The organism is Flavobacterium soyae (assembly GCF_045348165.1).
In the GTDB taxonomy this organism is placed as follows: domain Bacteria; phylum Bacteroidota; class Bacteroidia; order Flavobacteriales; family Flavobacteriaceae; genus Flavobacterium; species Flavobacterium soyae.
The window spans coordinates 2,540,030-2,566,963 of sequence record NZ_CP150845.1 but is presented as its reverse complement, the minus strand read 5'-3'; the positions used below and the strand labels follow the sequence as shown (position 1 = coordinate 2,566,963).

Annotated in this window: 26 protein-coding genes and 1 tRNA gene; 22 read left to right on the top strand and 5 right to left on the bottom strand. The window is 32.7% G+C overall.

What is annotated here, in order from left to right:
- Positions 1–44 precede the first annotated feature (44 nt).
- Entirely contained in the window at positions 45–479 is a 435-nt protein-coding gene (locus AABD74_RS10975; RefSeq protein WP_406845554.1) for a DUF6896 domain-containing protein, read from the bottom strand.
- A 339-nt stretch (positions 480–818) separates the two neighbouring features.
- Between AABD74_RS10975 and AABD74_RS10970 the strand changes: the two genes are divergently transcribed.
- Entirely contained in the window at positions 819–1,052 is a 234-nt protein-coding gene (locus AABD74_RS10970; RefSeq protein WP_406845553.1) for a hypothetical protein, read from the top strand.
- Between the two features lie 121 nt (positions 1,053–1,173).
- Here the strand turns inward: AABD74_RS10970 and AABD74_RS10965 are convergent, their stop codons facing one another.
- The 3 genes from AABD74_RS10965 to AABD74_RS10955 all read right to left on the bottom strand — a co-directional run bounded on the left by AABD74_RS10965 (position 1,174) and on the right by AABD74_RS10955 (position 5,538).
- On the bottom strand, positions 1,174–3,705 hold the full coding sequence (locus AABD74_RS10965) for a DEAD/DEAH box helicase family protein (RefSeq protein ID WP_406845552.1): 2,532 nt from the start codon (positions 3,703–3,705) through the stop codon (positions 1,174–1,176).
- Positions 3,706–4,027: 322 nt separating this feature from the next.
- Positions 4,028–4,984 carry a DUF3137 domain-containing protein gene (locus AABD74_RS10960; protein WP_406845551.1) on the bottom strand — a complete coding sequence of 319 codons (957 nt, stop codon included), beginning with the start codon at positions 4,982–4,984 and terminating at the stop codon, positions 4,028–4,030.
- Entirely contained in the window at positions 4,984–5,538 is a 555-nt protein-coding gene (locus AABD74_RS10955) for a LemA family protein (protein ID WP_232681146.1), read from the bottom strand. The genes AABD74_RS10960 and AABD74_RS10955 overlap by 1 nt, the downstream gene beginning before the upstream one ends.
- A gap of 325 nt (positions 5,539–5,863) precedes the next feature.
- Here AABD74_RS10955 and AABD74_RS10950 point away from each other — a divergent pair, with 325 nt between their 5' ends.
- The 17 genes from AABD74_RS10950 (at position 5,864) to AABD74_RS10870 (ending at position 22,309) form a co-directional block, all read left to right on the top strand.
- Positions 5,864–7,072: an anhydro-N-acetylmuramic acid kinase gene (locus tag AABD74_RS10950; protein WP_406845550.1), complete on the top strand. Its 1,209-nt coding sequence runs from the start codon at positions 5,864–5,866 to the stop codon at positions 7,070–7,072.
- A 254-nt stretch (positions 7,073–7,326) separates the two neighbouring features.
- Positions 7,327–8,898, top strand: a complete 1,572-nt coding sequence (locus AABD74_RS10945; protein ID WP_406845549.1) for a glycoside hydrolase family 10 protein — start codon at positions 7,327–7,329, stop codon at positions 8,896–8,898.
- Positions 8,885–10,423: an MFS transporter gene (locus AABD74_RS10940; protein WP_406845548.1), complete on the top strand. Its 1,539-nt coding sequence runs from the start codon at positions 8,885–8,887 to the stop codon at positions 10,421–10,423. The genes AABD74_RS10945 and AABD74_RS10940 overlap by 14 nt, the downstream gene beginning before the upstream one ends.
- Before the next feature lie 21 nt (positions 10,424–10,444).
- Positions 10,445–10,786, top strand: coding sequence for a hypothetical protein (locus AABD74_RS10935; RefSeq protein ID WP_053471121.1), 342 nt, complete (start codon positions 10,445–10,447; stop codon positions 10,784–10,786).
- A 193-nt stretch (positions 10,787–10,979) separates the two neighbouring features.
- Positions 10,980–11,426 (top strand): GNAT family N-acetyltransferase, encoded by a 447-nt coding sequence (locus AABD74_RS10930; RefSeq protein WP_406845547.1) that lies wholly within the window; start codon positions 10,980–10,982, stop codon positions 11,424–11,426.
- Between the two features lie 2 nt (positions 11,427–11,428).
- A complete protein-coding gene (locus AABD74_RS10925) occupies positions 11,429–13,042 on the top strand; it encodes a glycoside hydrolase family 3 protein (RefSeq protein WP_406845546.1) in 1,614 nt (537 codons plus the stop codon).
- 125 nt (positions 13,043–13,167) lie between these two features.
- Complete coding sequence (locus AABD74_RS10920) at positions 13,168–13,806, top strand: peroxiredoxin (protein WP_232681139.1); 639 nt, start codon at positions 13,168–13,170, stop codon at positions 13,804–13,806.
- A gap of 226 nt (positions 13,807–14,032) precedes the next feature.
- Entirely contained in the window at positions 14,033–14,341 is a 309-nt protein-coding gene (locus AABD74_RS10915; protein ID WP_406845545.1) for a thioredoxin family protein, read from the top strand.
- Positions 14,342–14,407: 66 nt separating this feature from the next.
- A complete protein-coding gene (locus tag AABD74_RS10910; protein ID WP_008462029.1) occupies positions 14,408–14,665 on the top strand; it encodes a DUF6952 family protein in 258 nt (85 codons plus the stop codon).
- Between the two features lie 343 nt (positions 14,666–15,008).
- Positions 15,009–15,506 (top strand): thiol peroxidase, encoded by a 498-nt coding sequence (tpx, locus tag AABD74_RS10905; RefSeq protein ID WP_406845544.1) that lies wholly within the window; start codon positions 15,009–15,011, stop codon positions 15,504–15,506.
- A 13-nt stretch (positions 15,507–15,519) separates the two neighbouring features.
- The gene (locus AABD74_RS10900) at positions 15,520–15,894 is read left to right on the top strand and encodes a diacylglycerol kinase (RefSeq protein ID WP_053471127.1); all 375 of its coding nucleotides are present in this window, start codon (positions 15,520–15,522) and stop codon (positions 15,892–15,894) included.
- 13 nt (positions 15,895–15,907) lie between these two features.
- Positions 15,908–18,364: a DNA translocase FtsK gene (locus tag AABD74_RS10895; protein WP_232681133.1), complete on the top strand. Its 2,457-nt coding sequence runs from the start codon at positions 15,908–15,910 to the stop codon at positions 18,362–18,364.
- 7 nt (positions 18,365–18,371) lie between these two features.
- A complete protein-coding gene (locus AABD74_RS10890; protein WP_082356391.1) occupies positions 18,372–19,064 on the top strand; it encodes an outer membrane lipoprotein carrier protein LolA in 693 nt (230 codons plus the stop codon).
- 8 nt (positions 19,065–19,072) lie between these two features.
- Positions 19,073–20,536 carry an LptF/LptG family permease gene (locus tag AABD74_RS10885; protein WP_232681132.1) on the top strand — a complete coding sequence of 488 codons (1,464 nt, stop codon included), beginning with the start codon at positions 19,073–19,075 and terminating at the stop codon, positions 20,534–20,536.
- 2 nt (positions 20,537–20,538) lie between these two features.
- Positions 20,539–21,669, top strand: coding sequence for a 3,4-dihydroxy-2-butanone-4-phosphate synthase (gene ribB / locus AABD74_RS10880; protein ID WP_232681131.1), 1,131 nt, complete (start codon positions 20,539–20,541; stop codon positions 21,667–21,669).
- Positions 21,670–21,674: 5 nt separating this feature from the next.
- Positions 21,675–22,073, top strand: coding sequence for an acyl-CoA thioesterase (locus AABD74_RS10875; RefSeq protein WP_073487190.1), 399 nt, complete (start codon positions 21,675–21,677; stop codon positions 22,071–22,073).
- Positions 22,074–22,224: 151 nt separating this feature from the next.
- Positions 22,225–22,309 (top strand) — tRNA-Ser (locus tag AABD74_RS10870).
- Positions 22,310–22,955: 646 nt separating this feature from the next.
- Here AABD74_RS10870 and AABD74_RS10865 read toward each other — a convergent pair.
- A complete protein-coding gene (locus tag AABD74_RS10865; protein ID WP_232681118.1) occupies positions 22,956–23,693 on the bottom strand; it encodes a hypothetical protein in 738 nt (245 codons plus the stop codon).
- A 178-nt stretch (positions 23,694–23,871) separates the two neighbouring features.
- Here AABD74_RS10865 and AABD74_RS10860 point away from each other — a divergent pair, with 178 nt between their 5' ends.
- The 4 genes from AABD74_RS10860 (at position 23,872) to AABD74_RS10845 (ending at position 26,913) form a co-directional block, all read left to right on the top strand.
- Positions 23,872–24,657, top strand: a complete 786-nt coding sequence (locus AABD74_RS10860) for a helix-turn-helix transcriptional regulator (RefSeq protein WP_406845543.1) — start codon at positions 23,872–23,874, stop codon at positions 24,655–24,657.
- A 27-nt stretch (positions 24,658–24,684) separates the two neighbouring features.
- Entirely contained in the window at positions 24,685–25,335 is a 651-nt protein-coding gene (locus tag AABD74_RS10855; RefSeq protein ID WP_406845542.1) for a TMEM175 family protein, read from the top strand.
- Positions 25,328–26,449: an amidohydrolase family protein gene (locus tag AABD74_RS10850; RefSeq protein ID WP_406845541.1), complete on the top strand. Its 1,122-nt coding sequence runs from the start codon at positions 25,328–25,330 to the stop codon at positions 26,447–26,449. Before AABD74_RS10855 ends, AABD74_RS10850 begins: the two co-directional genes overlap by 8 nt.
- A gap of 101 nt (positions 26,450–26,550) precedes the next feature.
- Positions 26,551–26,913, top strand: coding sequence for a putative quinol monooxygenase (locus AABD74_RS10845; protein ID WP_406845540.1), 363 nt, complete (start codon positions 26,551–26,553; stop codon positions 26,911–26,913).
- Positions 26,914–26,934 lie beyond the last annotated feature (21 nt).

Here is a 26,934-nt window from a genome sequence, read left to right as displayed (position 1 = left end):
TGCCGCTCCCATCAGGGCTAGGACTCTCGGTTTCATAAGGCAATTTATTGAATAAAAAACGATTCTTCAACAACTCTATAACACATAAAAACACATCCAAAAGCCTTTCCTTCAATTCTTTCGTAAGCTAACCATTCTAAAATTCCTTTATTTATAAGTTGATAGAGTTCATATTCAATAAACTCAGCAGTATAATTTAATTTCTGATATTCAGGATGAGTTCTAATAAGTTCTGTTAAATCCCATTGTGTGAAAGTAATTTCATTTATTGAAATATCGTAGGTATAAATAATTTCATCTTTTTTAGCTGTACAGCCACTTCCGTGAAAATGATATTCAATTCCATTAATTGATCCCAATCTTTCAAAGAAGGTTCGAGAAAATGAACATGGATTTATATCTTGTTTGTATTTATCTTTTAATAAAGCTTCAAAGCTTCTGATAAATGTGATGTAGTCGGTTAAGATTTTTTCTATCATAATTTGCAGTTCAAATCTAAATCTTAAAATGTTATTTTCCAAAGAGATTCTCCAATCTTGTCATTTCGACCGAAGGGAGAAATCGCACTAGAAATTTCGCAAACATAATCGACAATCTTTGTGGTTACGAGTGTGATTTCTCCCTTCGGTCGAAATGACAAACTGCCTGGAAATTTATTTGAGTTTATTTTTTTACTATACTAAATATATTATTTTTCTTACTTTAATTTTTTTTATACTTTTGCAATTCTTAAACTACGACATTCAGAATTTAATAATCTTTGCTATTGATGGATATTGAAAAAAAAAAAATCCAACACTGGCTAAAAATGTCTAGTTATGATTACAAACACACTTTCAAAAGAAACCCAAATCAGGCTTTTGAATTTTTTCAACGAAAGTATTGAACCTGAAGAAATGGCTAAAACACTAAGACAAGTAAATTTCACACTCGCATTAGGCGTTATGAGCGAACAGGAAGAACTTCAAAACGAAATCAACAAATTAAGAGATAGTTTTTACTGGCTCAATGAATTAGCTGAAACTTTAAATCCTTATTTGGATTTGGAGTAAGGATTTAAAAAAACAAAACCTCGATTTTGAAATCGAGGTTTTTGTTTTAATTTTTTTCAGACGCCGCGCTAATAGGAAGCTTGTCTTTTATATATAATCCTATGAATTACTAATAATGATTTTAAACAAATTTATCCAAATAGGTATCATCTAAAAAATGTTCTGTTGTTAAGCTGTGTGCCGCAAGCATTGCTGTAATTTGTGATGATGTGACAGTCTCAAGATCATGCGATGAAAATTCATTAAAAAAAGCTTTTATGTTTCGATGGAATAAATTCACCTTGTTTTTTTTCATAATTTTTACTCTTTTATCACAAGAAGCATCTTTTGACAATTTACGCGTGTTAATTATCATTATTGGAGTTAAGTCCATCTTAGGATAATTTTTTTCAAACCAATGTATTGAATTTGCCATTTGTCCACTTTCTTTCTTATAAATTTCTGCACGATTTTCATCAACTTCATTTTTGCATTCAAACAACAAATATTTCCCCTTTGCAATACACCATAAATTATCCGGACCTTCTTTCCAGTATTTTTCAGGTCTTTCTGACTCAAAACCAAGACATTCACCAAGTAGTTCAAGTGATTGCTCAAATTTATCAGCATTAGATCCAAATAAAAAATCTCCTAGTAAAGCATCTAATTTATATTTTAAGTCAATAAAGCCATTACATTGTTTAATCCATTTTTTTATTTTTTCAATTCGATCTTCATTTATCGTTAATCTTGTAATTTCCATTCCATTATTCGGTTTATATAAACTTCTGTTATTTCTATGTGCATTAATTTGAAATTTATTAGAATCTATTGAATTTTTAGGAAATAGAAATCTAGCTATCTGTTGGAGATACCAGCCACGCTCTGTAATATTAAATTTATCGACATAATTATCTAAAATACTCTGGATCAAGCCCTGTGCAACTAAATATTGACCACTAGAATAAGCTTCTTCAGAATCTCTCTCTATTTCAAGAATTTCAAGAATTTCTTGATTTTTATGAGATTTTTTTATTGAGTCCATTTCTTGCTTATAAAAATCTTTCCAGTTTTCATCTCTCTTTAAACACTGATTGATTGTATTAATCAACAAGTTTTGTGCATCATCATTCTCAGCATCTTCAACCGCAAATTTTGTTACTTGGAGTCCAATTTTAATTTGCATTTGTGTTTGTTCTGAAAAAAATTTCCTATATCGATCATTAGAAACAACATTTAATATATCATTTCCAATTAAGAGAATTACACAAAAATCTTTTTCTCCTCTAACTCCTCGACCAAGACCTTGTTCTATTTTTTGAGCAATTTTTACGTCAATTACATCACTATCCAATCTTACCTCTTCTTGATACTTATCATATAATGTTTCAGAAAATGGTTTTGAATCAATAATTAGAACTCTACAACTTGAGTCTGGTAGGTCTATTCCATCATATCGATTAGCAAATACTAAAGTCTCATCAAAATGACCATCAAGAAGACGGCCTACTTTTTCTTTAATATTTTTAGACGTTATAACTGTTGCACCTGCATTTTTCCAAGTATTTGTTCTGCTAAATCCAGTAGTTAAACCAATAATTCCTAACTTTCGTTTTGGATCATTTCCACTAAATAAAGTTATAACTTCATTTCTAGTAAGTCTATCGTCCATATGATATGGAAATAGAATCATTTTTTCTCCCGACCAAAGATTATTATTAAAAACAATCGGATTAAGAATTGTTTCTTTTTTCAAACCCAAACCTTTAATAAAGAACGAATCATTATTAGTAGTTGCAGACATAAATATTCTACAATTTGCATTATAGAAACTACCATATTTTTCAATTGGATTTCTATAAGGTTTTATTTCAATTTTATCTCCAGAAATAAGACAAAAACAATCCTCAATGTTGTCTTTAATTAAATCCCAAGCAAATTTATAACTAGATTTTTCTTCATCTTTATGATGTGATAAAACATCTGTTATATCTTTAAATTTGTTTCTCCAAATCCAATAGGGCACACTTAAAACTTGCTCCCTATCTCCATCTTTTATTTCGTATAACTTTGCATATCCTTGATCTTCTAATAAAGTTTCAAGCAAATTAAAGATTTCATCATAAATTTCATTATTATCTTCTCTTGAAACTTTAACAGTGAAACTATCTTCAATAGTATCAATACAAGAATGAGAATCATCGAGAACAATGGAATCTAACTTTAAAGATTTAGTCTTTAATCCAAATTTTGTTTTCCCATTAAAAATTAATTGAGAGTGAATAATAAGAATTTTATCTCCATTAATAAACTCTTGTGGTAAAATTTTATCCTCACCGTATACACAAAATGGGATTCCAAATTGTTTTGCTTGATTGCAAGTCTGCTCAACTAAATAAATATTTGGACAAACATAAATACATGCTCCTTTACCGGAATTTATTCTCGACTGTAAAATCAAAAGACCTATTAAAGTTTTTCCTTGCCCAGTATGCAATTTAATTATATGATCTCTTTGTTCTTGCCTACTGTTAAACCATTCTTTTAAAATTTCATTCTGAGAAGGTCTAAGTGGTCCTTTATCACTTGCTCTATCTAATGTATCGTATATTTCAATTGGATTAATTTTTAAATCCGCTTTAACACCTTCGAGCCTTTTTTTAAAATTTATCATAATTCAATTTTTTAAAAATGATTAGTAGTTGGAATTTTAATACAACTAAAAAATTTCTTAAGAATATTTCATTAAAAGCATCAGAAATAAAAGCCGACGAATATTCTAATAAAAATATTTATAAAAATATTATTTAACCAATATAATACAACAAGTAATTATACCTGTTTATTTAAATTGTTTTAGAATACCTCTAAAATTCTTTAAATCCATATTTTATATACTCAGAACAATCAAAATAATAAAAAAGAAAAACCGCTCAATAAATCTCGATCAAATCAAAATCTATTAAACGGCTTAAAAATATTTTATAAAAAGAAATCTACTCCTTCCCCCAAATCCTAGTATTCAAATCCAGTTCATGAACGATATCATGCATGAATTTTACAATCGAAAGATCGCCGGAAAGTAAATCGGGATCTAAAAGCGAAGAATGAATAGGCGCTTCAAAATAATTTTCGGACAACGGAAAAGCAATATACATTTTAGAATGTATAAACGAAACCGAAATCGTTTCGTCGCATTTGCCGTTTAAGTCCAGAATTCTTTCCATCATGGCAGGCGTTAAAATATATCGCGCCTCGATTTGGTTACTGGAATAGGTTACAAATTTATTACTGAAATCGGTGTTTTCTAATTCGATAACATCGGTGTTTCCAAAACTAAAAACATTTTTAGAAAACCAGGAACCAAAAGCTTCTCCAAAACCTTTTGGGCGAACAACTGTCGAAACATTGAAGTTTTTATTGAAATCGGCCACAAAAACAATTCCTTTAAAAATAGTATGCCAGTTTGTACGGGTTCCGTTTTTTGTACTAGTTTCGGTTTTGTATTCGGCGTGAACTTCGGCAAACCAAAAAGAAGTTTTATCGTTTGTTCCGCTTATTAAATCCTGTGTTTTATAACGATCAGATTCGGTTGTAAAAAGCTCAGAACTTCTAAACTCATATTCAGGAAGTCCGCTTTGCGGCGTTATCGTTAAACTTTCGTTGATATTTTTTAATGCAGATCCTACAACATTGGTCTTATAAGCCATTTTGTATTTCTTAACATCGTCGCCAATTCTAAAATGCATTACGATGCCTGTAATAGCAGAAACGGCAAATCCCAGAAAACCTAAAGTCGGAAACCTGATCAATAAACCAATTACTAGCATCACTATGGCGAGACCAAATAAAATGTAAGTGGTTTTATAGGTTTCGGCAATCTTTTTTCTTTCAACTTCTAATGTATTCAAAACCTCCTGCAAGGCTGAATTGTTGCTAATTCCTGAATCCATTAATTATTGAAAAGTTCTTTTGCACTAATATTTTTACGTTCTTCTTCTGGCGTTGCTAAAACATCAATTTTAGTATAATTCAGCATTCCTGCAAACAGATTTCCCGGAAACATCATAATAGCGTTATTGTAACTCGTAACCGAAGCATTGTACGTTCTTCTCGCAGCAGCAATTTGTTCCTCACTTTCTGTCCACGTACTTTGCAGGTTTAGGAAATTGGTATTTGCTTTTAAATCCGGATAATTTTCAACCGTTACCATTAAACCTTTTACAGCCGTGCTTAATTCCGTATCTAAACTTGCTTTTTCAGCATCGGTTAAAGAACCTGAAGTTGCTCTTGAACGAAGTTCTACGATTTTAGTTAAGGTACTTTGTTCGTAATTGGTATATTGTTTTACAATCTCCACTAAATTCGGAATCAAGTCAAAACGTTTTTTCAGCATTACATCAATAGAAGAAAAAGCATTAGTAACCTGGTTTCTTTTTTCGATAAGGGAATTGTAAATGAACACTCCGATTATGATGAAAACAAAAAGGATAATAACAACAATCATGGTTTATTTTTTAATTAGTTTGAAAACAAATATATAAAAACGGAAGTAAGTTTTGTTTAGCATTGTGTTTTTATTTAAACACATAGAAACATAGTTTTTTGGGAGTGAATAATAAGGATTAATAAAATCAAGATTTTACACATAGCTATGTTTGTTTAAAAAAAGTGAAACGCCTTTAACCACAAAGAAAAACTATGTCTCTATGTGTTTAAAAAACAATTATACGCAACGCAAAAAAATAAATCTCAAAGTTTACTTATATTTATATGTAAAAAATCCCATTTTAGCATTTCCAAATAAAATGCTTTTTTAAAACATCATTTTAATGAATAAAAATATAAGCTCTCTTTACGAAATCGCTCAAAAAGAGACCCGAAAAATACTAGGCTTAATGTCTGGAACTTCACTCGACGGACTCGATTTGGCTCTTTGTGAAATTTCTGGCGAAGGCGAAAACACAGTTGTCAAAATCGAACAATTTGAAACCATCGATTACAGCGAAGAAATTAAAACCGAAATCAGAAAAGTGTTTGCTAAAAAAACAATCGATTTTCAGCATTTGGTTTTGCTCAACGAATGGATTGCAGATTTACATGCCGGAATGATTAATGATTATCTTTCAAAATGGAATATTTCCGCAAGCGAAGTTGATTTAATCGCATCGCACGGACAAACAGTTTTACATGCACCAAAGTTTCTGCATCAGCAGGAAAAATTTCCCAATGCGACTTTACAAATTGGCGACGGCGATCATATTGCAGTAAAAACCGGAATTATAACTTTATCTGATTTCAGGCAGAAACATATTGCAGCGGGTGGCGAAGGTGCGCCTTTGGCCGTTTATGGCGATTATTTGTTATTTAGCAAAAAAGGCGAAAACCGAATCATGCTTAACATGGGCGGAATCGCAAATTTCACTTATTTACCAGCTTCACAAAACGCCGAGGAAGTTTTTGTAACCGATACCGGAACAGCAAATACCTTAATAGACATTTTCACCAAACAGTTTTTCCCTGAAAAAAGTTACGATAAAGATGCGGAAATTGCTAAAAGCGGAACTGTAAATCAGGAACTTTTAAGCGAATTAAAAAGCAATTCTTTCTTCCAGAAAAGTTTTCCAAAAACGATTGGCCAGGAATTATTCAACCACGATTTTGTGAACTCGGCTTTGGTAAAATTAGGTTTAGAGAATATTTCGGCACCAGATTTGCTTGCGACTTTAACACGCCTTAGTGCCGAGACAATTGCCGAAGCAGTTTTGTTTGTTGTACAAAATACTAAAACACCAATCGAAGAGTTTACAGTTTATATGTCTGGCGGAGGCGCACGAAATCCGTTATTGGTGAAATGGTTACAAGAATTATTGTCTTGTAAATTTGAGAAAAGCGATGTTCTTGGAATTTCAGGCGATGCAAAAGAAGCCGTTTTGTTTGCCGTTTTGGCCAATGAAACCGTGGCGGGAGGAAATTATAATTTTGGTTCAAAAAAAGGAATTCCATCCGTAACAATGGGAAAAATTTCCTTTCCAGACTAAATAAATAAGTTTGCCACAGATTAGAAGGATTAAAAAGATTAATCCAAATAATCCTTTTAATCTGTGGCTATAAAAAATGATTGCCACGAATTACACGAATTTTTACGAATTATTTTTTAATGCTTTGAGAATAAAAAATTGGTGGAAATTTGTGTAATTCGTGGCAAAAAACATTTAAAATAAAATTTAGCAGAATTCATTGAATTCCTAGCAAAACAAACTATTTTTGGTTCTTGTTAAAATTAAAGATTAAAATGCATAAAAATCAGCACTTACTATACTCAATCATACTTTTATTTTTCTTTGGATTAAAATCTAACTCACAAGAAAAAATAATGCATCCTAAAAATGAATTTAGAGGTGTCTGGATTGCAACCGTAGTAAATATTGACTGGCCAAAAACCGCAGCTGATATTGTTGAAAAAGAAAAAGCTGATTATTTAGAAATTTTAAATACTTACAAAAAACTAAACTACAATGCTGTTATTGTTCAGATTAGAAGTGTGGGCGATGCTTTTTACCCAACAGAATTAGCGCCTTGGTCTAGATTTTTAACCGGAAAAGAAGGTATGGCTCCAAGTCCGTATTACGATACTTTGGCATGGATGATTGAAGAAGCGCACAACAGAGGTTTTGAATTTCATGCATGGCTGAATCCGTATCGAGCAACTTTTGATTTAAATAAACAGCAGTTAAGTCCGAACCATGATATTTTTAAACATCCGGAATGGATGATCGAATACGGTGGAAAATATTATTACGACCCTGCATTACCCGAAGTTCAGACGCATCTAACGAAAGTTGTAAAAGAAGTCGTTGACAAATACGATATCGACGCGATTCATTTTGATGATTATTTTTACCCGTATACTGTTCCCGGAAAAGTTTTTAACGACAGTGCTTCATACAGAAAATACGGCGCAGGTTTAAGTCTTCCCGATTGGCGTCGTGCCAACGTGAGTAACTTTGTACACACTATTTCAACAACTATAAAAGAAAGCAAACCGTGGGTTCAATTCGGAATCAGTCCATTTGGGGTTTGGCGAAATAAATCTGTTGACCCAAGAGGTTCTGACACTCAATCGACTGCAAATTACGACGATTTATACGCAGATCCTGTTTTATGGATGGATCAAAAATGGATCGATTACATTCTGCCTCAATTGTATTGGAGTATGAATAATACAAGAGCATCATATTCGAAATTAGTAAAATGGTGGGCCGAAAATTCTAATAATACTGCTGTTTATATTGGTCACGCCTCTTATAAAATTAGAGGTGACAGCGACAAAAGCTGGAATTTTGTTTATGAAATTCCAAACCAGATTGATTTTGCCAGAAGTTTTAAAAATGTTTCCGGAAGTGCTTATTTCAGCGCCAAATGGTTCATGGACAAAAACTTTGATATTGTTCGTCTTTTAGAAGAAAACCAATATAAATATCCGGCGCTTCCTGCTGCAGTTCCAAATTTGAAACGTATTATTATTGATACGCCGGTTATTACAGATTTTACAAAAGATACTTTAAAATATAATTTCAGCATCAAAAATCCGCTTAATACAAAGGTGCGTTACATTGTAATTTATGGCGGAGAACATATTTCTAAAGTAAATACAAACGATGCCGAGAAAATAATTGACAAAGTAAGAGCTGTCGAAAAAGACGGCATTATATCATTTTCTATTCCTGCAGAAAAAATCAATATGTATAAAGCTTGTGCTGTGACATTTATTGATTATTTTGCAAACGAAAGCACCCCAACTGCTGCCGACTTAAAAAAGAATTTTAAAATCTATTCACCTGCTCAGCCTAATGAAAACAGATAATAAACCCTGGTTCTGGATTCCGCTTCTTAACTTCGCTTCTGGATTTCCTTATGTTATTATCATCTCCGTTTCGGTTTTGATGTATAAAAAGTTAGGAATAACTAATGAAGATATTGGTCTGTATACAAGTTTGCTCTATCTTCCTTGGGTAATCAAGCCTTTATGGAGTCCATTAGTTGAGCTTTATGGAACAAAACGAAAATGGTTTATATGGATGCAATTGCTTATTTCTATTGCTTTTTTAATTGTTGGATTCACTATTCCTTTACAAAATTTTTTCCTTGTTACTTTGGCAATATTCTGGGCTGCAGCTTTTGCTTCTGCCTCAAATGATATTGCAAGTGATGGTTTTTATTTATTGGTTTTACCAAAAGAAGAACAGTCATTCTTTTTAGGAATAAGAAGTACATTTTACAGAATCTCTATGATTGCCGGAAATGGACTAATTATACTTTTAGCAGGATATTTAGAACATAAATACAGTGATAATACAAAAGCCTGGTCGTATACCATGATTTTTGTTGGTCTGTTAATGACTCTTATTACCATTTACAATTTCATTTTTACACCTAAAAACGAAATTAATTTAGCAGAAAATAAAGAACATCACCATCAAAGTTTTGGAACTATTTTTATCAGCTTTTTTAAGAAAAAACAAATTGTAATAGTTTTAATTTTTATTCTGGTTTTTAGGTTAGGAGAATCACAGTTGTTAAAAATGTTAACACCTTTTTTAGTTGACCCCATTAAATATGAACTAGTACAAAAAACTGCCGACTCAAATGAAAAAAAGGCATTATACTTATATAATACTAAAGTAAAAGCAGGTGTAAAACTTGAGGCCTCAGAATTACAACTCTTATATTCGAAATTGCCAATTGCTGCTGATACCAGAAAAGAGAAAAAACCTATATTAGAAACTCAACCAAAAAAAGGCGAAGAGTATAACAAAGTAAATGAAGCAAGAATTCATTTTGTCGATGAATTAATTACTACGAATGGAAATCAGGCAACAATTCACAAAGGCGGAATGGGACTTGAAACAGAAGATGTTGGTTTAATTTACGGAACTTTTGGCCTTATTGCTTTAACCTTGGGCGGAATATTAGGGGGAATTGTACTGTCTCAGCAGGGTCTTACGAAATGGATGCTCCCAATGTTTCTGGCAATGCACCTTCCAATTTTAGGATTTATTCTATTAGCTTTCTTTCATCCATCATCAATTTATTACATTTACGTCGTAGTTATTTTTGAACAATTTGGTTACGGTTTCGGATTTACCGGCTTTATGATGTATTTAATTCATGTTGCCGAAGGAGAATCAAAAACAGCGCATTATGCACTTGCAACCGGATTTATGGCATTAGGAATGATGCTTCCGGGAATGTTGAGCGGTTATATACAACAATATTTAGGCTATCAAAATTTCTTTATTTGGGTTTTTATAGCGACAATTCCAGGTCTTATTTTATCACGTTTTTTAATTTTCCCGAAAGATTTTGGGAAAAAATCTGAAGAAGTTTAACCCCAAATCAAACTCTTACTTATGGAAATCAATGAAAATCTGCAGGCCGAACGCAACTTAAAAGGAGCTGAGTTCGAAAAAACCGGAAATCTTGAAAAAGCAATTGAATTATATGAGGAAAATGTCGCAGAAAGCTTTAAAGGAAACCATCCTTATGATAGATTAGCAACGATCTACAAAAACCAAAACGATCTCGACAATGAAATCAGGGTTTTAGAAAAAGCTATTGTAGTTTATGAAGAAATTACAATCGAAGACAGACTCGAAGGGCTTCCAAAACTCTTCCGTTTTAAAAACCGCTTGGATAAAGCAATTGAAACCAAAAAACAATTAGCTAAACAAAAAAAAGCAAAATTGAAATAAAACATTCTTTTAAACACATAGAAACATAGATTTTTTTGTGTGAAAAGAATAGAAAAGAGAAACTCGTTTCTCAACACATAGTCCCGAAGTGTCGGAATGTATTTAAATAAAGTGAAACGCCTTTTCCAAGAACTAAATACTATGTTTCTATGTGTTAGAAAATTAAACGATACTAATCTAAGCATTCTAAATCATGAACATAAAACGAACCAATTCAGATGATCCCGATTTTATAAAGTTGGTAGCTTTATTAGATCAGGATTTAGCGATTAGAGATGGTGATGATCATTCGTTTTACAATCAGTTTAATAAAACCGATAAAATAAAACATACGATTGTTTATTATGAAAATGGCATCCCTGTTGGCTGCGGCGCATTTCGCGAAAAAGAAAGCGATAAAACCGAAATAAAAAGAATGTATGTTCATCCTGATCATCGAAAAAAAGGTATCGCTTCTAAAGTTTTAGCCGAATTAGAAATTTGGGCTAAAGAAGTTGGCTATACTTATACTATTCTCGAAACCGGGAAAAACCAGCCCGAAGCCATAAATTTGTACCAAAAATTAGGTTATACTATAATTCCAAATTATCCTCCTTACGAAAAGATGGATAACAGCGTCTGCATGAAAAAGACTTTATAATAATGAAAATTACCGCCGAAGCATTACGACAAAAAATAGGACAATTCTTTTTTCCTGCCGTTTTTATTAACGATACCGAAGAAAATATCCAGGAAACCGAACGTTTAATAAAGGAACACAATATTGGCGGATTGACCTTTTTTCACAGCCGCGCAAGCGCTGCAACAAATTATGAAAGCAAGAAAAAAGTTGTTTTTAATGATGACAGCTATCAAAAAATAAAAGAACTCATCGTTCGTTACCAAAAAGCCGCTTCTACTCCACTTTTAATCAGTATTGATGCCGAATGGGGCCTGGCAATGCGTATCGAAAAAACACCGCAATATCCGTATGCAATTACACTTGGTGCTTTGCCTGAAAACAAATCGAATTTAATTTATGAAGTTGGAAAACAAATAGGTTTAGATTTAAAAGCAGCCGGAATCCAATATAATTTATCTCCTTTGGCAGACATTAATAATAATCCAAACAATCCCGTTATTGGCTATCGTTCTTTTGGTGAAAACAAAGAAAAAGTAGCCAGTTTTGCTGTTGAATATTTAAATGGAATGTCTGAAGCTGGTGTTTTAGGCTGTCTGAAACATTTTCCCGGACACGGAAATACCAATGTCGATTCGCATTTAGGACTACCGGTTTTAAAAGAAACACTGGAAGAATTATTAGAAAATGAATTGTATCCATTCATTAAAGGAATTGAAAGCAATGTCGATTCGATTATGATTGGACATTTGGCCGTTCCGAGTTTAAATGATGGAAAAGATACATCGGCAACCTTATCAAAAGCAGTTATTCAGGATCTTTTACGAGACAAATTAGGTTATGATGGTTTGGTAATTTCTGATGCTTTAAATATGCACAGCGTTTCTAAATTATACGAGACTAAAGGTCAGCTGGAATGGGAAGCTTTTAATGCCGGAAATGATATTTTATGTTTCGCCGAAAATGTTCCCGAAGGAATCGAAGCTATCTTTAAGAATGCATCACCAGACCGTATATTCGAAAGCTATAACAGAATCATGAAAGCTAAAGAAAAAGCAGGAATTCTTTCTGGAAACACTGCTTCTTCAGGCGAATTAAATTTTGAAAAAACATCTGAACTAAATCTACAGATTGCTCAAAATGCGATCACAGCCATTATTGATAATTCAAATTCAGAATTGGCATTTGAAGCACAGAAAAACAACAAATTAGCCAAACTGAATTTATATAAAAATACCGAAAATACTTTCTTTAAAACTTTAAATTCAAAATTACCTTCACCTGAATTTGCTTTTGAAAATTTAGAGGTTTCGGATATTTCATCTATCAAAAAACAATTAGAAAATTTCGAAACAATCTTAATTTCATTATTTGTTCCTAAAGCAAAGCCAGCAAATAATTTCGAAATTGACAATGCAGTTTTAGAGCTGCTTTCTGATTTACTTCAAACCAAAAAATGCATCGTTTACGTTTTCGGAAATCCGTACGTTTTACCAATAATTCCGAATTTAAAAAAGGCTTCAGGATTGGTTCAGGCGTATCAGGATTTTGAAGAATTTCAAAAAACAGCAGCAATTCAATTTTTAAATAAAATTTCTTTAAACGGCACTCTCCCAGTAAATATTGATATCCAATAAGTTAAAACATTAAATAGTCAAAATTTATCAACTTATAAATTTTTATAATCACGTCTTATTGTAAGAATCTGAACTTATACCCTACTTTTGCACCAGAAATAAATTTTTAACGTAAAACGAAAAATATGTCTTTAGTAGGAAAAAAATTCCCAAGTATTGCAGTAGATGCTATCTCAGAAATGGGTGACAATTTAAAAATCAACATTTTTGAAGAAGCAGTAAACAACAACAAAAAAGTATTATTGTTTTGGTACCCAAAAGATTTCACTTTTGTTTGTCCAACTGAATTACACGCCTTTCAAGCTGCATTACCAGAATTTGAAAAAAGAAATACTATCGTAATTGGTGCTTCTTGTGACACAAACGAAGTTCACTTTGCTTGGTTAAATACTCCAAAAAACAATGGTGGAATCGAAGGTGTTACTTACCCAATTTTAGCTGATACAAACCGTAACTTAGCTAACATTTTAGGTATTCTTGATATCGAATCTACAAGCTACAGCGAAGAGACCGATTCAGTTATCATCGAAGGTTCAAATGTAACTTACAGAGCTACTTACCTTATTGACGAAACTGGAAAAATTTTCCACGAAAGTGTAAACGATATGCCATTAGGACGTAACGTAAACGAATACTTAAGAATGGTTGACGCTTACACTCATATCCAGACTAAAGGTGAAGTTTGCCCTGCAAACTGGGAAGCTGGTAAAGAAGCTATGTCTGCTGACAGAATTAGTACTGCTGAATACTTAAGCGCAAACTAATTTTTTATAAAGGTACAAAGGTTCAAAGGTACAGAGTTGCAAAGTTTTTTTGCTGCTTAAAAAATTATCCCATTGAACCTTTGTTACTTTAATTCTCCTCTAAAAAAAATACCAAAGAATTTTATCGGTCTCAAACAACAAATGTAATTTGTTGTGATTTCTTATACAGTTTAAAAAACTTTGAGCCTTTGAACCTTTGTAACTTTGAACCTTAAAAAATAAAGAAATGTTAATCGACTTAAACGAAGATACGTTAGCAGATTTAGTTGCTAAAAACGAAAAAGTAGTAGTACAATATTCAGCTTCATGGTGTGGGAACTGCCGTATTATGAAACCAAAATTCAAAAAATTAGCAGCAGAAAATGAAGCTATTACTTTTGTTTTGGTTGATGCAGAAAATTCTCCTGAATCAAGAAAATTAGCTAATGTAAGCAACCTGCCAACATTTGCAACTTTTGTAAACGGACAGTTAGCTGGCGAAACGCAGACTAACAAACAAGAAGTTTTAATCGACTTAGTAAACGCTATTGTTTAATTGATTATTTGTTTATTCGTTTAATCGATTAAACAAAAAAACGATTTAACGCTTAAACAAAAAATTATGAAATTACCAGTAATAAAGCATTTAACACAATTTATCGAAGAAAACGATCAGGATTATATCATCGAAACGATCGAAGTTCTTGAAGCTATGACCGAAATTCCTTCTCTTAAAGATGAAGAATTAGATGTAATTGGCGAATTGATTTCGAATATGTACGGTGCTCTTGAAGTACAAAAACTTGTAGCTCAGGGAACAGATAAAAAAGAAGCTTTAAATACATTTATGAAACGTGTTTTAGGTTCAATCGATAAATAAATTGACCTCTTTTTCAAATAAAAAACAAAAAAACATGACTGAGAAAGCGTTTCATTTTTGAGACGCTTTTTTTTGTTGTAGTAAAATGGCACACGGATAACGCGGATTCACTTCGTGAAGTCGCAGATTTAAACGGATTTTTTTGTTTCATACGTAAAGACAATAGAAATAAATCCGTTTAGATTTGCATTTTTGTGTAAGCAAATCCGTGTCACCCGCGTTCAATCTATCCGGAAACCAAATAAAAATTCACCTCCTTAATCTCACCTTAAACCCTTAACAAATACTTTTAGATTCAAATATTAATCCTTACTTTTGAGCCTCATTAATTTAAACAAAAATCATGGCTTCAATCACATTAGGAGGAAATCCGGTTCATACATCAGGCGAATTACCAGCAGTTGGTTCAAAATTGGCTGACTTCAAATTAGTACAAAACGATTTATCAGTTGCTTCTTTAGGTAACTTCGCTGGTAAAAAATTAGTTTTAAACATCTTTCCAAGTGTTGACACAGGAACTTGTGCAACGTCTGTTAGAAAATTCAACCAAAGTGCAAGCGGATTAGAAAATACAACTGTTTTATGTATTTCAAGAGATTTACCTTTTGCTCAAAAACGTTTTTGCGGTGCAGAAGGTTTAGAAAATGTAGTTAATTTATCTGATTTTCAAACAGGAAGTTTTGGTAAAGCAAACGGTTTAGAAATTGTTGACGGACCTTTAGCGGGTTTACATTCAAGGGCTATTATTGTAGTTGATGCTGATGGAACAATTACTCATACAGAACAAGTTGCTGAAATTGCAAACGAACCAAATTACGAAGCGGCTTTAGCAGCACTATAATATTTTCCACTAAATGGAGTTTCAAAAAGATAATACCTTTGTTACAGGTCGTTTAAAGAGTGTAACTTACGCTTTTAAAGGAGCTGTAAAATTGATAAGAACAGAACACAGCGTTATGGTCCAATTCTCATTGGGAATTATTATGACCATTGCCGGGTTCTATTTTCATATTTCTCAAACCGAATGGCTATGTCAAACCTTAGCCATTGGTTTGGTTTTAAGCATTGAAGGATTAAATACGGCAGTTGAAAAAATCGCCGATTTTATCCACCCCGATTACAGCAGACGAATTGGGTTTATTAAAGATATTGCTGCTGGAGCGGTATTTTTTGCCGCCATGACAGCAATAGCAATTGGTTTGATAATTTATATTCCAAAATTTATATAGGCGGAACGCAAGAATGGCAAAAACAAAAAAAGAAACTGTAGACAAAAAAACCGAATCAAAAGTCGCAGGCATTAGATCCTGGACATTATCCAAGCAGCAAAAATTTGTGCTGGGCTGCCTTTTGATACTCTTTTCTATTGCATTATTAGTTGCATTTATTTCTTTTTATATCAACGGGCAATGGCAGACAGACCAAAGTGCGGTTACTCAAATTGGTGATCGTGACGAAGTAGTACAAAACTGGCTCGGAAAATTTGGGGCTTATCTCGCTGATTTAATTGTTTACAGAGGCTTCGGCCTTGCCTCCTTTATAATTGTTCGTTTATTCTTTTTAACCGGATTATTTCTGGCATTAGAACTTTCGACCAAAAAATTAAAAAATACTTGGTTCTGGGATTTATTTGCCATTATCGTTGTTTCTATTTTATTTGGCTTTTTTGCTACTTCGGCACCAGAATTAGGAGGAACAATTGGTTATGAATTAAATCTTTTCCTTCAGGATTATATCGGGAAAACCGGAACTTTATTGAGCTTACTTTTTGGACTGATTGTTTATTTGATTTTCAAAATAAAAGTATCTCCGGAAAAAATACAGTCTTATTTTGATTCAACTAAAAATGAATTAAAATCTGAATTAAATTCTATCAAAAAACCGCAGCAGGATTTAGAACCTGAAAGCGCTTATAATTTAGAAGAATTTGCAATTGAAGAAGATCCTGAACTGGATAATATTCATTTAAAAACAGATGATTCTAAATTCGAAATCAACAAAGAAGCTTTAAAACCAACTATCAATCATTCGTCTGAAATTGATTTGAATCCGGTTTTAAAACCTGTACAAATGAACGTAAATCCGGTAACAGAAACTCCTCCTGTACACACAGAAGAATTTGTTATTGAAAAAGCCGAAGAAGAAGATATTATTGAAGAAAACCTTGCTTCTCGCCTGGTTGCTGATTTCGGATTATTTGATCCAACTTTGGATTTATCCAATTATAAATTCCCAACTATCGATTTATTAAAAGAATATTCGACTGGCGGAATTACAATTAATCAGGAAGAATTAGAAGAAAACAAAAATAAAATTGTAGATACGCTTCGTAACTACAAAATTGAAATTGCACAGATTAAAGCAACCGTAGGTCCATCGGTAACTTTATATGAAATTGTACCGGAAGCCGGAATCAGAATCTCTAAAATTAAGAGTTTAGAAGATGATATTGCTTTGTCATTATCGGCTTTAGGAATTCGTATTATTGCTCCAATTCCAGGAAAAGGAACAATTGGTATCGAGGTTCCGAACAAGACTCCAACTATGGTTTCTATGAAAAGTGTTATTGGCGCTGCGAAATTTCAGGAAGCTGAAATGGAACTGCCAATTGCTTTAGGAAAAACCATTTCGAACGAGACTTTTGTGGTCGATCTTGCCAAAATGCCTCACTTATTGATGGCGGGTGCAACAGGACAAGGAAAATCGGTTGGATTAAATGCAGTTTTAACTTCGCTTTTATACAAAAAACATCCGGCAGAAGTAAAATTTGTTTTGGTCGATCCGAAAAAAGTTGAGCTTACACTTTTTAATAAAATAGAAAGACATTATTTAGCAAAACTTCCAGATACAGAAGACGCTATTATTACTGATAACGCAAAAGTGGTTAATACTCTGAATTCACTTTGTACCGAAATGGACAACCGTTATTCTTTATTAAAAGATGCGATGGTCCGTAATATTAAAGAATACAACGAGAAATTCAAAGCAAGAAAATTAAATCCGGAAGCCGGACATCGGTTTTTACCTTACATCGTTTTGGTTGTCGACGAGTTCGCTGATTTGATTATGACGGCAGGAAAAGAAGTCGAAGTTCCAATTGCTCGTTTAGCCCAGCTGGCGCGTGCTATTGGTATTCACTTAATTATTGCTACACAAAGACCTTCTGTAAACGTTATTACAGGTTTAATTAAGGCCAATTTCCCTGCGAGAATTGCATTTAGGGTAACTTCAAAAATTGACTCGAGAACAATTTTAGATACTCAGGGAGCTGACCAGTTAATTGGACGAGGAGATTTATTGTATACAAATGGAAATGACGTAACACGTGTTCAATGTGCTTTTATTGACACGCCGGAAGTCGAAAAAATTACAGATTTTATTGGTTCTCAAAAGGCGTATGCCACAGCATATTTGCTTCCAGAGTTCATTGGAGAAGAAACTGGCATCAATCTTGATATGGATATTTCCGAAAGAGATACCTTATTTAGAGAAGCTGCAGAGATTATTGTTAATGCACAGCAGGGTTCTGCTTCATTACTGCAAAGAAAATTAAAATTAGGTTACAACAGAGCCGGTCGTTTGATCGATCAGCTGGAAGCAGCAGGAATTGTTGGACCGTTTGAAGGCAGTAAAGCAAGAAGTGTGAACATTTTAGACTTAAGTGCTCTTGATCAATTCTTTAATAATGAACAAAATTAATCCAATCATGAGAACAAACATTCAGGAAATCAAAAACAATTCTATCACTAACATGACTAAAAAGTGTTTTCAAATGGCAGTTATATTGCTTTTGAGTTTCACTTCTATTCAAGCTCAGGATAAAAAAGCCAAAGATTTATTGAACGAAGTGACTGCAAAAATAAAAAGCTACGATAATATTGTTATTGATTTTAAATACTCTCTAAATAATGCAAAAGAGAATATTAACCAAGATAGTAAAGGAAATGTAACCATGAAAGGAAATCAATATGTATTGAATTTTATGGGTGTTACCAAAATTTTTGACGGACAAAAGACGTATACAATTGTTCCTGAAGACGAAGAAGTTACAGTTTCTAAAGTAAACGAAAAAGACGACAATGCTATCACACCTTCAAAAATGCTTACTTTCTTTAATTCTGGTTACAAATACAATATGGATATTGTACAAAATGTAAAAGGAAGAAAGATTCAATACATTAAATTAGTACCAACTACCGGAAAAGATCAAAGAAAAGAAATTCTTTTAGGCATTGATGTTCAGACAAAACACATCTATAATTTGATTGAAACTGGAAAAAACGGAACAAAAACAACTTTAACCGTTAATTCTTTTAAAACCAATCAGCCATTATCAAAAAATCAATTTACCTTTGTAGCGAGTAAATACCCGAAATACTACATCAATAAATTAGATTAATCAGAAGGTTGAAAATTCTAGACAAATACTTATTAAAAACTTTTTTAGTTACATTTACTACGGTATTTGTAATTCTTTTTTTCATATTCATACTGCAGACAGTATGGCTATTTATATCAGAACTGGCAGGTAAAGATCTCGACTTAATATTGGTCGTGAAATTCCTGCTTTTTTCTATGCCACGTATTATCCCGCTGGTTTTACCGCTTTCGGTTCTTTTAGCTTCGATTATGACTTTCGGAAATTTAGCAGAGAATTATGAATTTGCTGCCATGAAATCTTCCGGAATCTCACTTCAAAGAGCAATGCGTGTTTTAATTATTTTTATATTCGTTTTGAGTATTGTAGCGTTTTGGTTTGCCAATAATGTTATTCCTTTTGCTGAATATAAATTTGTGAACTTCCGTAAAAATATCGCACAGGCAAAACCTGCTATGGCAATTGCCGAAGGTCAATTTAATGATGTTGGAACCTACAACATTAAGGTAAACAAAAAATCTGGTGAAAACGGAAATATTCTGACAGGCGTTACTATTCACGAAAAGGCTAATAATTTTGGAGAAAACAAAACTGTTATTAAAGCCAAAGATGGAGAATTAATCAGCAACGAAAAATCGAGTATTTTGAAACTTGTTTTAAACGATGGTTACTACTATCAGGATGTTACTCCAAAAAAATATGAAGACCGTGCTAAACTTCCTTTTATTAAAGGAGCTTTTAAAACACATATCATTAACATCGATTTATCTGAATTAAACAAAGTTGACGACAGTAAAGAAAGTATCGCCGGTACAAATGCCATGCTTAATGTTAATGAATTGCGTTATACTTTAGATTCTTTAAACAAGAACCTGGATAATGAGATTATATCATTTTCAGAGAATATAAATCAGCGTGTTGGATTTAGAAAATCAAGCACTCTAATTAATCCAGATAAAAAAGAAAAAAAGAAAAAGACTTTACCAAATGATCTTTTGTCTTTATACACAAATAAACAGAAAGTTGATGTCCTTAAAATGGCAGGCAGTAATGTTACCAGCAACATCTTCTCTATTGAATCAACCCAAAAAGATTTAAAGGACAAACAGCGTGATATCAACAAACACTTAACAGCATTGTATGAGAAGTTTGTTATAGCTTTTGCATGTTTTTTAATGTTTTTTATTGGTGCACCTCTGGGGGCGATTATCAGAAAAGGCGGACTTGGTTTACCAATTGTTTTTGCGGTATTAATTTTTATTACTTTTCATTTCATTAATACTTTTGGAAAAAGATTATCGCAGGAAGGCGGAATGACTCCTTTTATGGGTTCTTGGATGTCGTCGTTTATTCTTTCTCCATTAGCAGTATTATTAACTTATCGTGCCACAAACGATAACGGATTGATTAATTTTGATGCGATAACGACCCCAATATCACAACTATTTCAAAAAATTTCCGAGCGGTTTTCACCAGCTCAAAACAAACAATAATTATGTCAACAAAAATTCAACTTAATACCATTGAAGAAGCTATAGAAGATATTCGTCAAGGTAAAGTAATCATTGTAGTTGATGATGAAGATCGCGAAAATGAAGGTGACTTTTTAGCCGCAGCCGAAAAAGTTACTCCTGATATGATCAATTTCATGGCTACACACGGACGCGGATTAATCTGTACACCACTTACAGAAAGCCGCTGCAAGGAACTTGATTTACGTGCCATGGTTACCAATAATACAGATCATATGGAAACTGCTTTTACGGTTTCTGTTGATTTAAAAGGAAATGGTGTTACAACCGGTATTTCTGCTGCTGACAGGTCTAAAACGGTACAATCTCTAGTTGATCCAAATACAAAACCGCATGATTTAGCTCGCCCGGGACATATTTTTCCTTTGATTGCTAAACAAGGTGGTGTTTTAAGAAGAACAGGACATACGGAAGCTGCAATTGATTTTGCAAGATTAGCAGGTTTCAAACCTGCTGGTGTTATCTGCGAAATTTTGAATGAAGACGGAACAATGTCTCGTTTGCCTGAACTTATAAAAGTGGCTAAGAAATTTGATTTAAAATTAGTTTCGATTGAAGATTTGGTTGCTTACAGAATGCAGCATGACAGCCTTATCATTAAAAAAGAAGATTTTGATATCGAAACCCGTTTTGGAACTTTTAGATTAAGAGCTTACGAGCAGACTACAAATAAACAAATTCATATTGCTTTAACTAAAGGAACATGGAACCTTGGAGAGCCTATTTTGACAAGAATTCACTCTTCGCAGGTAAATAATGACTTATTAGGAACATTGACTAATAATGCAGAACAGCAGTTAGACGATATGTTTAAAGTAATTAATGAGAATGGAAAAGGTGCTGTTATTTTTATCAATCAGGATATGACGGCTGTAAATTTATTAAACAGAATTTCTGAGCTTAAAACTTTGCAGGCACAAGGAACATTAAAAGCGCCGAAAGTCATCATAGACAGTAAAGATTACGGGATTGGGGCTCAAATCCTTCACGATATTGATATTTCTAAGATTAGACTGGTTTCGAACACGGAACAAACAAAACGTGTTGGAATGATTGGATATGGCCTTGAAATTACTGAATACGTAACTTACTAATCTTTATGGGTACATTAGAAGAAAGAATTTTAAAATCTGAAACACATATTTTCAAAGCAGTTTTCCCAAGTACAACGAATCATTATGATACTTTATTTGGAGGAACTGCGCTTCATTTAATGGACGAAGTGGCTTTTATTTGTGCTACTCGTTTCAGTCGTAAAAAAGTAGTTACGATATCAACAGGTCAAATCGACTTTAAAAAAGCGATTCCGGCCGGTACTTTAATCGAATTAGTGGCAAAAGTTGACAGCGTTGGAAGAACGAGCTGTAAAATTCACGTTGATATTTTTATGGAGCAAATGTATTCTGAGCTTCGCGAAACGGTAGTTTCAGGAACTTTCTCGTTTGTTGCTGTCGATGAAAACAAGAAACCAACACCAATTTTGGACAACTTGGATTAATTTTTTCTAAAATCTATTTTCGGAAATACTGATAATTAGATACTTGAAAATTATTTAAAAAAAGTTTCAAAAAAAAGTCTAAAAAAAGTTTTGAGAACCGAAAAACCGTCTTATATTTGCACTCGCAATCACGAAATGATAGCGACATACTGGAGAAATGGCAGAGCGGTCGAATGCGGCAGTCTTGAAAACTGTTGACTGTAACAGGTCCGGGGGTTCGAATCCCTCTTTCTCCGCTGAAAAAAATCCTAAACGGTATCAAAACCTCGAAAATCATAAGATTTTCGAGGTTTTTTGCTTTTACAGACTTACCAAATTATTCATCGAATTCCATCTCTAAAGGAGCAAACGCGAGACCCTAGAAAAAATAGAAATTTAGGGTCTCGCTAAAATTTGCAAACATTAGGTTTAAGAATGTGTTCAATAGCTTGTTCCTAAAAATTTAAGGACTACTCAACACTACACAAAAGTTTTGGATAGAAAAGTAAGAGAAGATACGAGGATACTAAAGAATAAATTTCAACTTAATAATAACCAAAGTGCAAAAAAACAGACAGTTAATAATCATAACTGCCTATAATAAATTAATTCAAATTTCTGTACTCATTTGGAGACCTCCCAACCTTTTGCTTGAATATAAAATGCTGTAGATATTAGAACCTTAATTCACAAGCAAGCTACTTCACTTAATGAATTTATTAATATCAAAAAATCGCTCTTTGACTATATCTATTACTTTTAGTTTAAATATTTTTCTTGTGCAGAAACACCAATTTCTTTCTTAATAAATCTCCGAAATAGTTTGCTGATAAATCCAATTCTTGGGTGCAATAACCAACAGATTCCTTCTTTTTTTTTTACACTACTAAAGTAAATTATACATTAATTGATTGATTGAATAGAAATTGTAGGTCCTACTTCTGTATCTCCTAAGGTTGTATTTGTAGTATTTCCTGTAGAGGTTCTAACACTTACTACCAATGGAGTTGTTCCTACAGTTACTAAATGAAAAAAACTAGTTGTTCCGGTAAAAGCGCCTCCGTTTACTGCCTCACAATGTGCAACACTCGATATTTTTGTATTAGTAGTATCATTATAAAGAGCAAATCGGAGAAATACCCCATTATTAAAATGTACCCATCCTACAGCAAAATCTATTCGATAGGTTTTTCCCGCCGGAAGTGTAAAAGTCCGATTAGTAGAATCGTAAACTATTGATGTCCCTGAGGAACTTAAAGTAGTTCCAAATGCAACTTTAGCACCTGTTGAACTGGTTATTGTCTGACCTGCTAAATTTGTATATAAACCATAATATAAATCATTTTTTACACGCACCCAACTTGTGCTGTCCCAATAATAAAAACCGGGTGTAACGATAGTAGCATCACTGCCATTTGTGGCTGTATTATAAACTAATGTTCCATTTATGATTGAGCCTCCTGCAGGGTTTGTTACCGGACTTTCACTGTTAGATGCTGTTAATGAAACTCGGGGCATCAAGAAGCCTTGTGTACTTGAAGTTATATCTAATATTCCATTAGGATTAGTCGTACCTATACCTATCTGAGCATTAAGGAAACTAACAAAAAAAAACATAAATAATAAGGTATTGATTTTCATAACTAATGAATTTAAAATTAATATTTGTTTTTTACCAAACTAAATCATAAACCTTAACTCAAAGATTTCAATTTTGAAATGCCAATTTCAAATATCAAAATTAATTTTTTTTTTTCAAACATTATCAAAACATCCTTTTTACAATAAAAAACTATATTTACTGAAAAAATTGCAAAATATGGAGTTTAGTATAGATACGGCAAATGTTATGTGTTTTTATACCGATATTTCTGTGGTAGATATACATTATCACAGTTGCTATCAAATTGTTGTAAGTACTAAATTTACTTATGATAGTGTGATTGAAAATAAACAATACAAAAATCTTAAAGGATTCATTATTGATAAATACACTAAGCATTCTTGTACTGCACCTGTAGGAAGCTTTTTAGTTTATTATGTGGAAAGTAAAAGTTTTCTCGGAAAGCAGCTTAAAAGGATTTTGAATAAAGAAATCTTTATTGATATAGAAACCATACTTTCAAAGGAGCAATTAGATAAATTAAAGCTGGATTTTTCCAAGCCTGATTTATCGACAGCTGAAATTAAAAATTTGTCTGATGAATTGTTGTATAATATTTTTAACCTTTCTATAAGACCTCTTACTAACGAAAGCACAGATGATCGAATCATAAAGGCAAAAGAATTTATTAATCAAAATTTAAGTGAAAGCTTAACCTTAGAAAAAGTAGCAAATCATATTTATTTGTCTCAGGAAAGAACCCGTCATTTGTTTTTAGAACAAGTAGAATTACCCTTCTCGCAATACGTTCTTTGGAAGCGTATAAAAGCGGTATTGACCTCGGTAATACAAGGCAAACAATCTTTTTCTGAAGCTTCACTATTATATGGTTTCACCGACCAATCTCATTTCAACAGATTCTTTAAAAGAATGTTTGGCATTTCCGCCACAGTCATTTTAAAGAATAGCCGTTTTGTACAATTTATCTACCCGGAATTATAGCGATTTTTACCATATTTTTATGGTAAAATGAATAAATATAATTTAATCTCAGGATTTCGTCTGCAAAGAATTGAAGCCATAAGCGATGGTGTATTTGCCATCGCCTTAACCTTTCTTGCTTTAGATATTAAGGTTCCTGTAAACGATTTAGTGCATAGCGAAAAAGACCTTATCATTACATTTCTACAACTTACGCCTAAACTGCTCACCTACTTTTTGAGTTTTGTTACTATGGGTATATATTGGCTGGCTCAATCCACTCAGTTTCATTATATCAATAAGAGTGATAGAAACCTGAACTGGATAAATTTATTTTTTTTACTGGCAATTTCAATAATGCCTTTTACAACAGCATTTTTAAGCCAGTATATTCACTTTAAGTTTTCAATCTTTATCTATTGGTTCAATCTTAGTCTATTAGGACAATTATTAGGTATCAACTGGTATTACGCAAAAAAGAAAAACATTTTAAGCATAAATGATGATGAACAAAAAACAGTAACGAAGTCAATTAAAAACAGAATAATTGAATCACAAATACTATATACTATTGCGGCTCTGTGTTGTTTCATTAATGCTTATTTAAGTATTGGTTTATTAGTAGTTATACAGCTTAATTATGCTTTTGCTGTATTCTCAAAAAAAGATAATGTAACAAAAAAACATTCCGATGAATAGACGAGATTTTTTAAATACTGCCGGAGTACTAGGAATAAGTTCTGCTATTAATAGCGAATCTGTATTTGGGCAAACCAATTATGAAATAATGATGAAGCCATTAAAAAAAATAATTACCATTGAAGAACATTTCGTACTGAAAAAAATCTCCCAAAGAGCAGCAGAATTCAATAGTAAACAAAACGGAGGAATCTTGTCTAATGATCCTGTTCAAAAAGAATTGATGGCAATTGTGCTGCCTACATCTGATGATATTGAAGATGTGGGTAACAGAAGGATAAAATTTATGGATGAAAGCGGTATTGATATACAAGTGCTTTCTTATGGAGCAGGAAGCCCACAAAATATTACAGATCGTACATTGGCTATCGAACTATGTCAGGAAGCCAATAATGAGCTGGCTGGTTTAATAAAAATGCACCCGACACGGTTTGCAGGCTTTGCTATATTACCTGCTGCTGACCCAAATTCGGCGGCTGAAGAATTAGACAGAGCCGTGAAGCAGCTAGGATTTAAAGGAGCTATGCTTTCAGGCACTTTCAACGGACGTTTTTTTGATGAGCCTGAATTCTTGCCTGTTTTTTCCAAAGCCCAGGAGTTAAACGTGCCTTTGTACATGCATCCTGCCATAATTCCTAAAAGTATTGCCGAGTATTATTATAAAAGCGACAATTGGCCGTCTGTTGCAAGTGCTATGTTTGCTACAGCAGGTTATGGCTGGCATTTAGATTCTGGTATTGCAACAGTACGATTAATAGCTTCAGGTATTTTTGATAAACTGCCTAATTTGAAACTAATTTCAGGTCATTGGGGCGAATTAGTACCTTTTTATTTAAACCGACTTGATGACCAATTAGGCAAGACATTACAATTAAACCGCAAAATATCCGATTATTATAAAAACAATATTTATGTTACCCCAAGCGGATTATTCTCAGAAGCACAACTGAAATATGTGATTGAAGAATTGGGCGCTGACAATATTATTTATTCTGGCGATTATCCTTTTTTAATTGATAAAAACACCAGAGGATTTCTTGAAAAAGCTACTATTTCAAGAGAAGCGAAAGAGAAAATAGGTTATAAGAATGCGGAAAAATTGCTGCATTTATAAAATGTTACGAACATTAAAAATCCTTAATAAAGATGACTATGAAAGATAATATCAACTATAGAAAAAACAAATTTAATCTAATCTTATTCCTATTATTCATAATGACACTAAGTTTTTCAACAGAGACATCGGCGCAGTCAAATGAAACATATATGCGTATAGCAAAAATTGTGGTTGATGGTACCCAATTAGAAAACTATAAAAATGCCCTCAAAGAGCAAATGAAAAATGCCTTAAATCTTGAAAAGGGCGTATTGGCATATTCAGCAGTACAGGACAAAAATAATCCTGCCCATATTACAATTTTAGAAACTTATGCCAGTGTTGAAGCTTATCAGGAACATACACAAGCACTACATTTCAAAAAGTATAAAGTTACGGTTGAGGATATGGTAATATCCCTTGAACTGATAGAAGTCTTTCCTATAGCAATAGGCGATAAAAACAAGATTTCATTGTATTAATATGGCGTTTGCTTTTTTTAA

Bases quoted from the DNA above. Each gene is read 5' to 3' on its own strand.
- AABD74_RS10975 (WP_406845554.1), bottom strand. From the start codon at position 479: ATGATAGAAAAAATCTTAACCGACTACATCACATTTATCAGAAGCTTT.
- AABD74_RS10970 (WP_406845553.1), top strand. From the start codon at position 819: ATGATTACAAACACACTTTCAAAAGAAACCCAAATCAGGCTTTTGAAT.
- AABD74_RS10965 (WP_406845552.1), bottom strand. From the start codon at position 3,705: ATGATAAATTTTAAAAAAAGGCTCGAAGGTGTTAAAGCGGATTTAAAA.
- AABD74_RS10960 (WP_406845551.1), bottom strand. From the start codon at position 4,984: ATGGATTCAGGAATTAGCAACAATTCAGCCTTGCAGGAGGTTTTGAAT.
- AABD74_RS10955 (WP_232681146.1), bottom strand. From the start codon at position 5,538: ATGATTGTTGTTATTATCCTTTTTGTTTTCATCATAATCGGAGTGTTC.
- AABD74_RS10950 (WP_406845550.1), top strand. From the start codon at position 5,864: ATGAATAAAAATATAAGCTCTCTTTACGAAATCGCTCAAAAAGAGACC.
- AABD74_RS10945 (WP_406845549.1), top strand. From the start codon at position 7,327: ATGCATAAAAATCAGCACTTACTATACTCAATCATACTTTTATTTTTC.
- AABD74_RS10940 (WP_406845548.1), top strand. From the start codon at position 8,885: ATGAAAACAGATAATAAACCCTGGTTCTGGATTCCGCTTCTTAACTTC.
- AABD74_RS10935 (WP_053471121.1), top strand. From the start codon at position 10,445: ATGGAAATCAATGAAAATCTGCAGGCCGAACGCAACTTAAAAGGAGCT.
- AABD74_RS10930 (WP_406845547.1), top strand. From the start codon at position 10,980: ATGAACATAAAACGAACCAATTCAGATGATCCCGATTTTATAAAGTTG.
- AABD74_RS10925 (WP_406845546.1), top strand. From the start codon at position 11,429: ATGAAAATTACCGCCGAAGCATTACGACAAAAAATAGGACAATTCTTT.
- AABD74_RS10920 (WP_232681139.1), top strand. From the start codon at position 13,168: ATGTCTTTAGTAGGAAAAAAATTCCCAAGTATTGCAGTAGATGCTATC.
- AABD74_RS10915 (WP_406845545.1), top strand. From the start codon at position 14,033: ATGTTAATCGACTTAAACGAAGATACGTTAGCAGATTTAGTTGCTAAA.
- AABD74_RS10910 (WP_008462029.1), top strand. From the start codon at position 14,408: ATGAAATTACCAGTAATAAAGCATTTAACACAATTTATCGAAGAAAAC.
- tpx (WP_406845544.1), top strand. From the start codon at position 15,009: ATGGCTTCAATCACATTAGGAGGAAATCCGGTTCATACATCAGGCGAA.
- AABD74_RS10900 (WP_053471127.1), top strand. From the start codon at position 15,520: ATGGAGTTTCAAAAAGATAATACCTTTGTTACAGGTCGTTTAAAGAGT.
- AABD74_RS10895 (WP_232681133.1), top strand. From the start codon at position 15,908: ATGGCAAAAACAAAAAAAGAAACTGTAGACAAAAAAACCGAATCAAAA.
- AABD74_RS10890 (WP_082356391.1), top strand. From the start codon at position 18,372: ATGAGAACAAACATTCAGGAAATCAAAAACAATTCTATCACTAACATG.
- ribB (WP_232681131.1), top strand. From the start codon at position 20,539: ATGTCAACAAAAATTCAACTTAATACCATTGAAGAAGCTATAGAAGAT.
- AABD74_RS10875 (WP_073487190.1), top strand. From the start codon at position 21,675: ATGGGTACATTAGAAGAAAGAATTTTAAAATCTGAAACACATATTTTC.
- AABD74_RS10865 (WP_232681118.1), bottom strand. From the start codon at position 23,693: ATGAAAATCAATACCTTATTATTTATGTTTTTTTTTGTTAGTTTCCTT.
- AABD74_RS10860 (WP_406845543.1), top strand. From the start codon at position 23,872: ATGGAGTTTAGTATAGATACGGCAAATGTTATGTGTTTTTATACCGAT.
- AABD74_RS10855 (WP_406845542.1), top strand. From the start codon at position 24,685: ATGAATAAATATAATTTAATCTCAGGATTTCGTCTGCAAAGAATTGAA.
- AABD74_RS10850 (WP_406845541.1), top strand. From the start codon at position 25,328: ATGAATAGACGAGATTTTTTAAATACTGCCGGAGTACTAGGAATAAGT.
- AABD74_RS10845 (WP_406845540.1), top strand. From the start codon at position 26,551: ATGACACTAAGTTTTTCAACAGAGACATCGGCGCAGTCAAATGAAACA.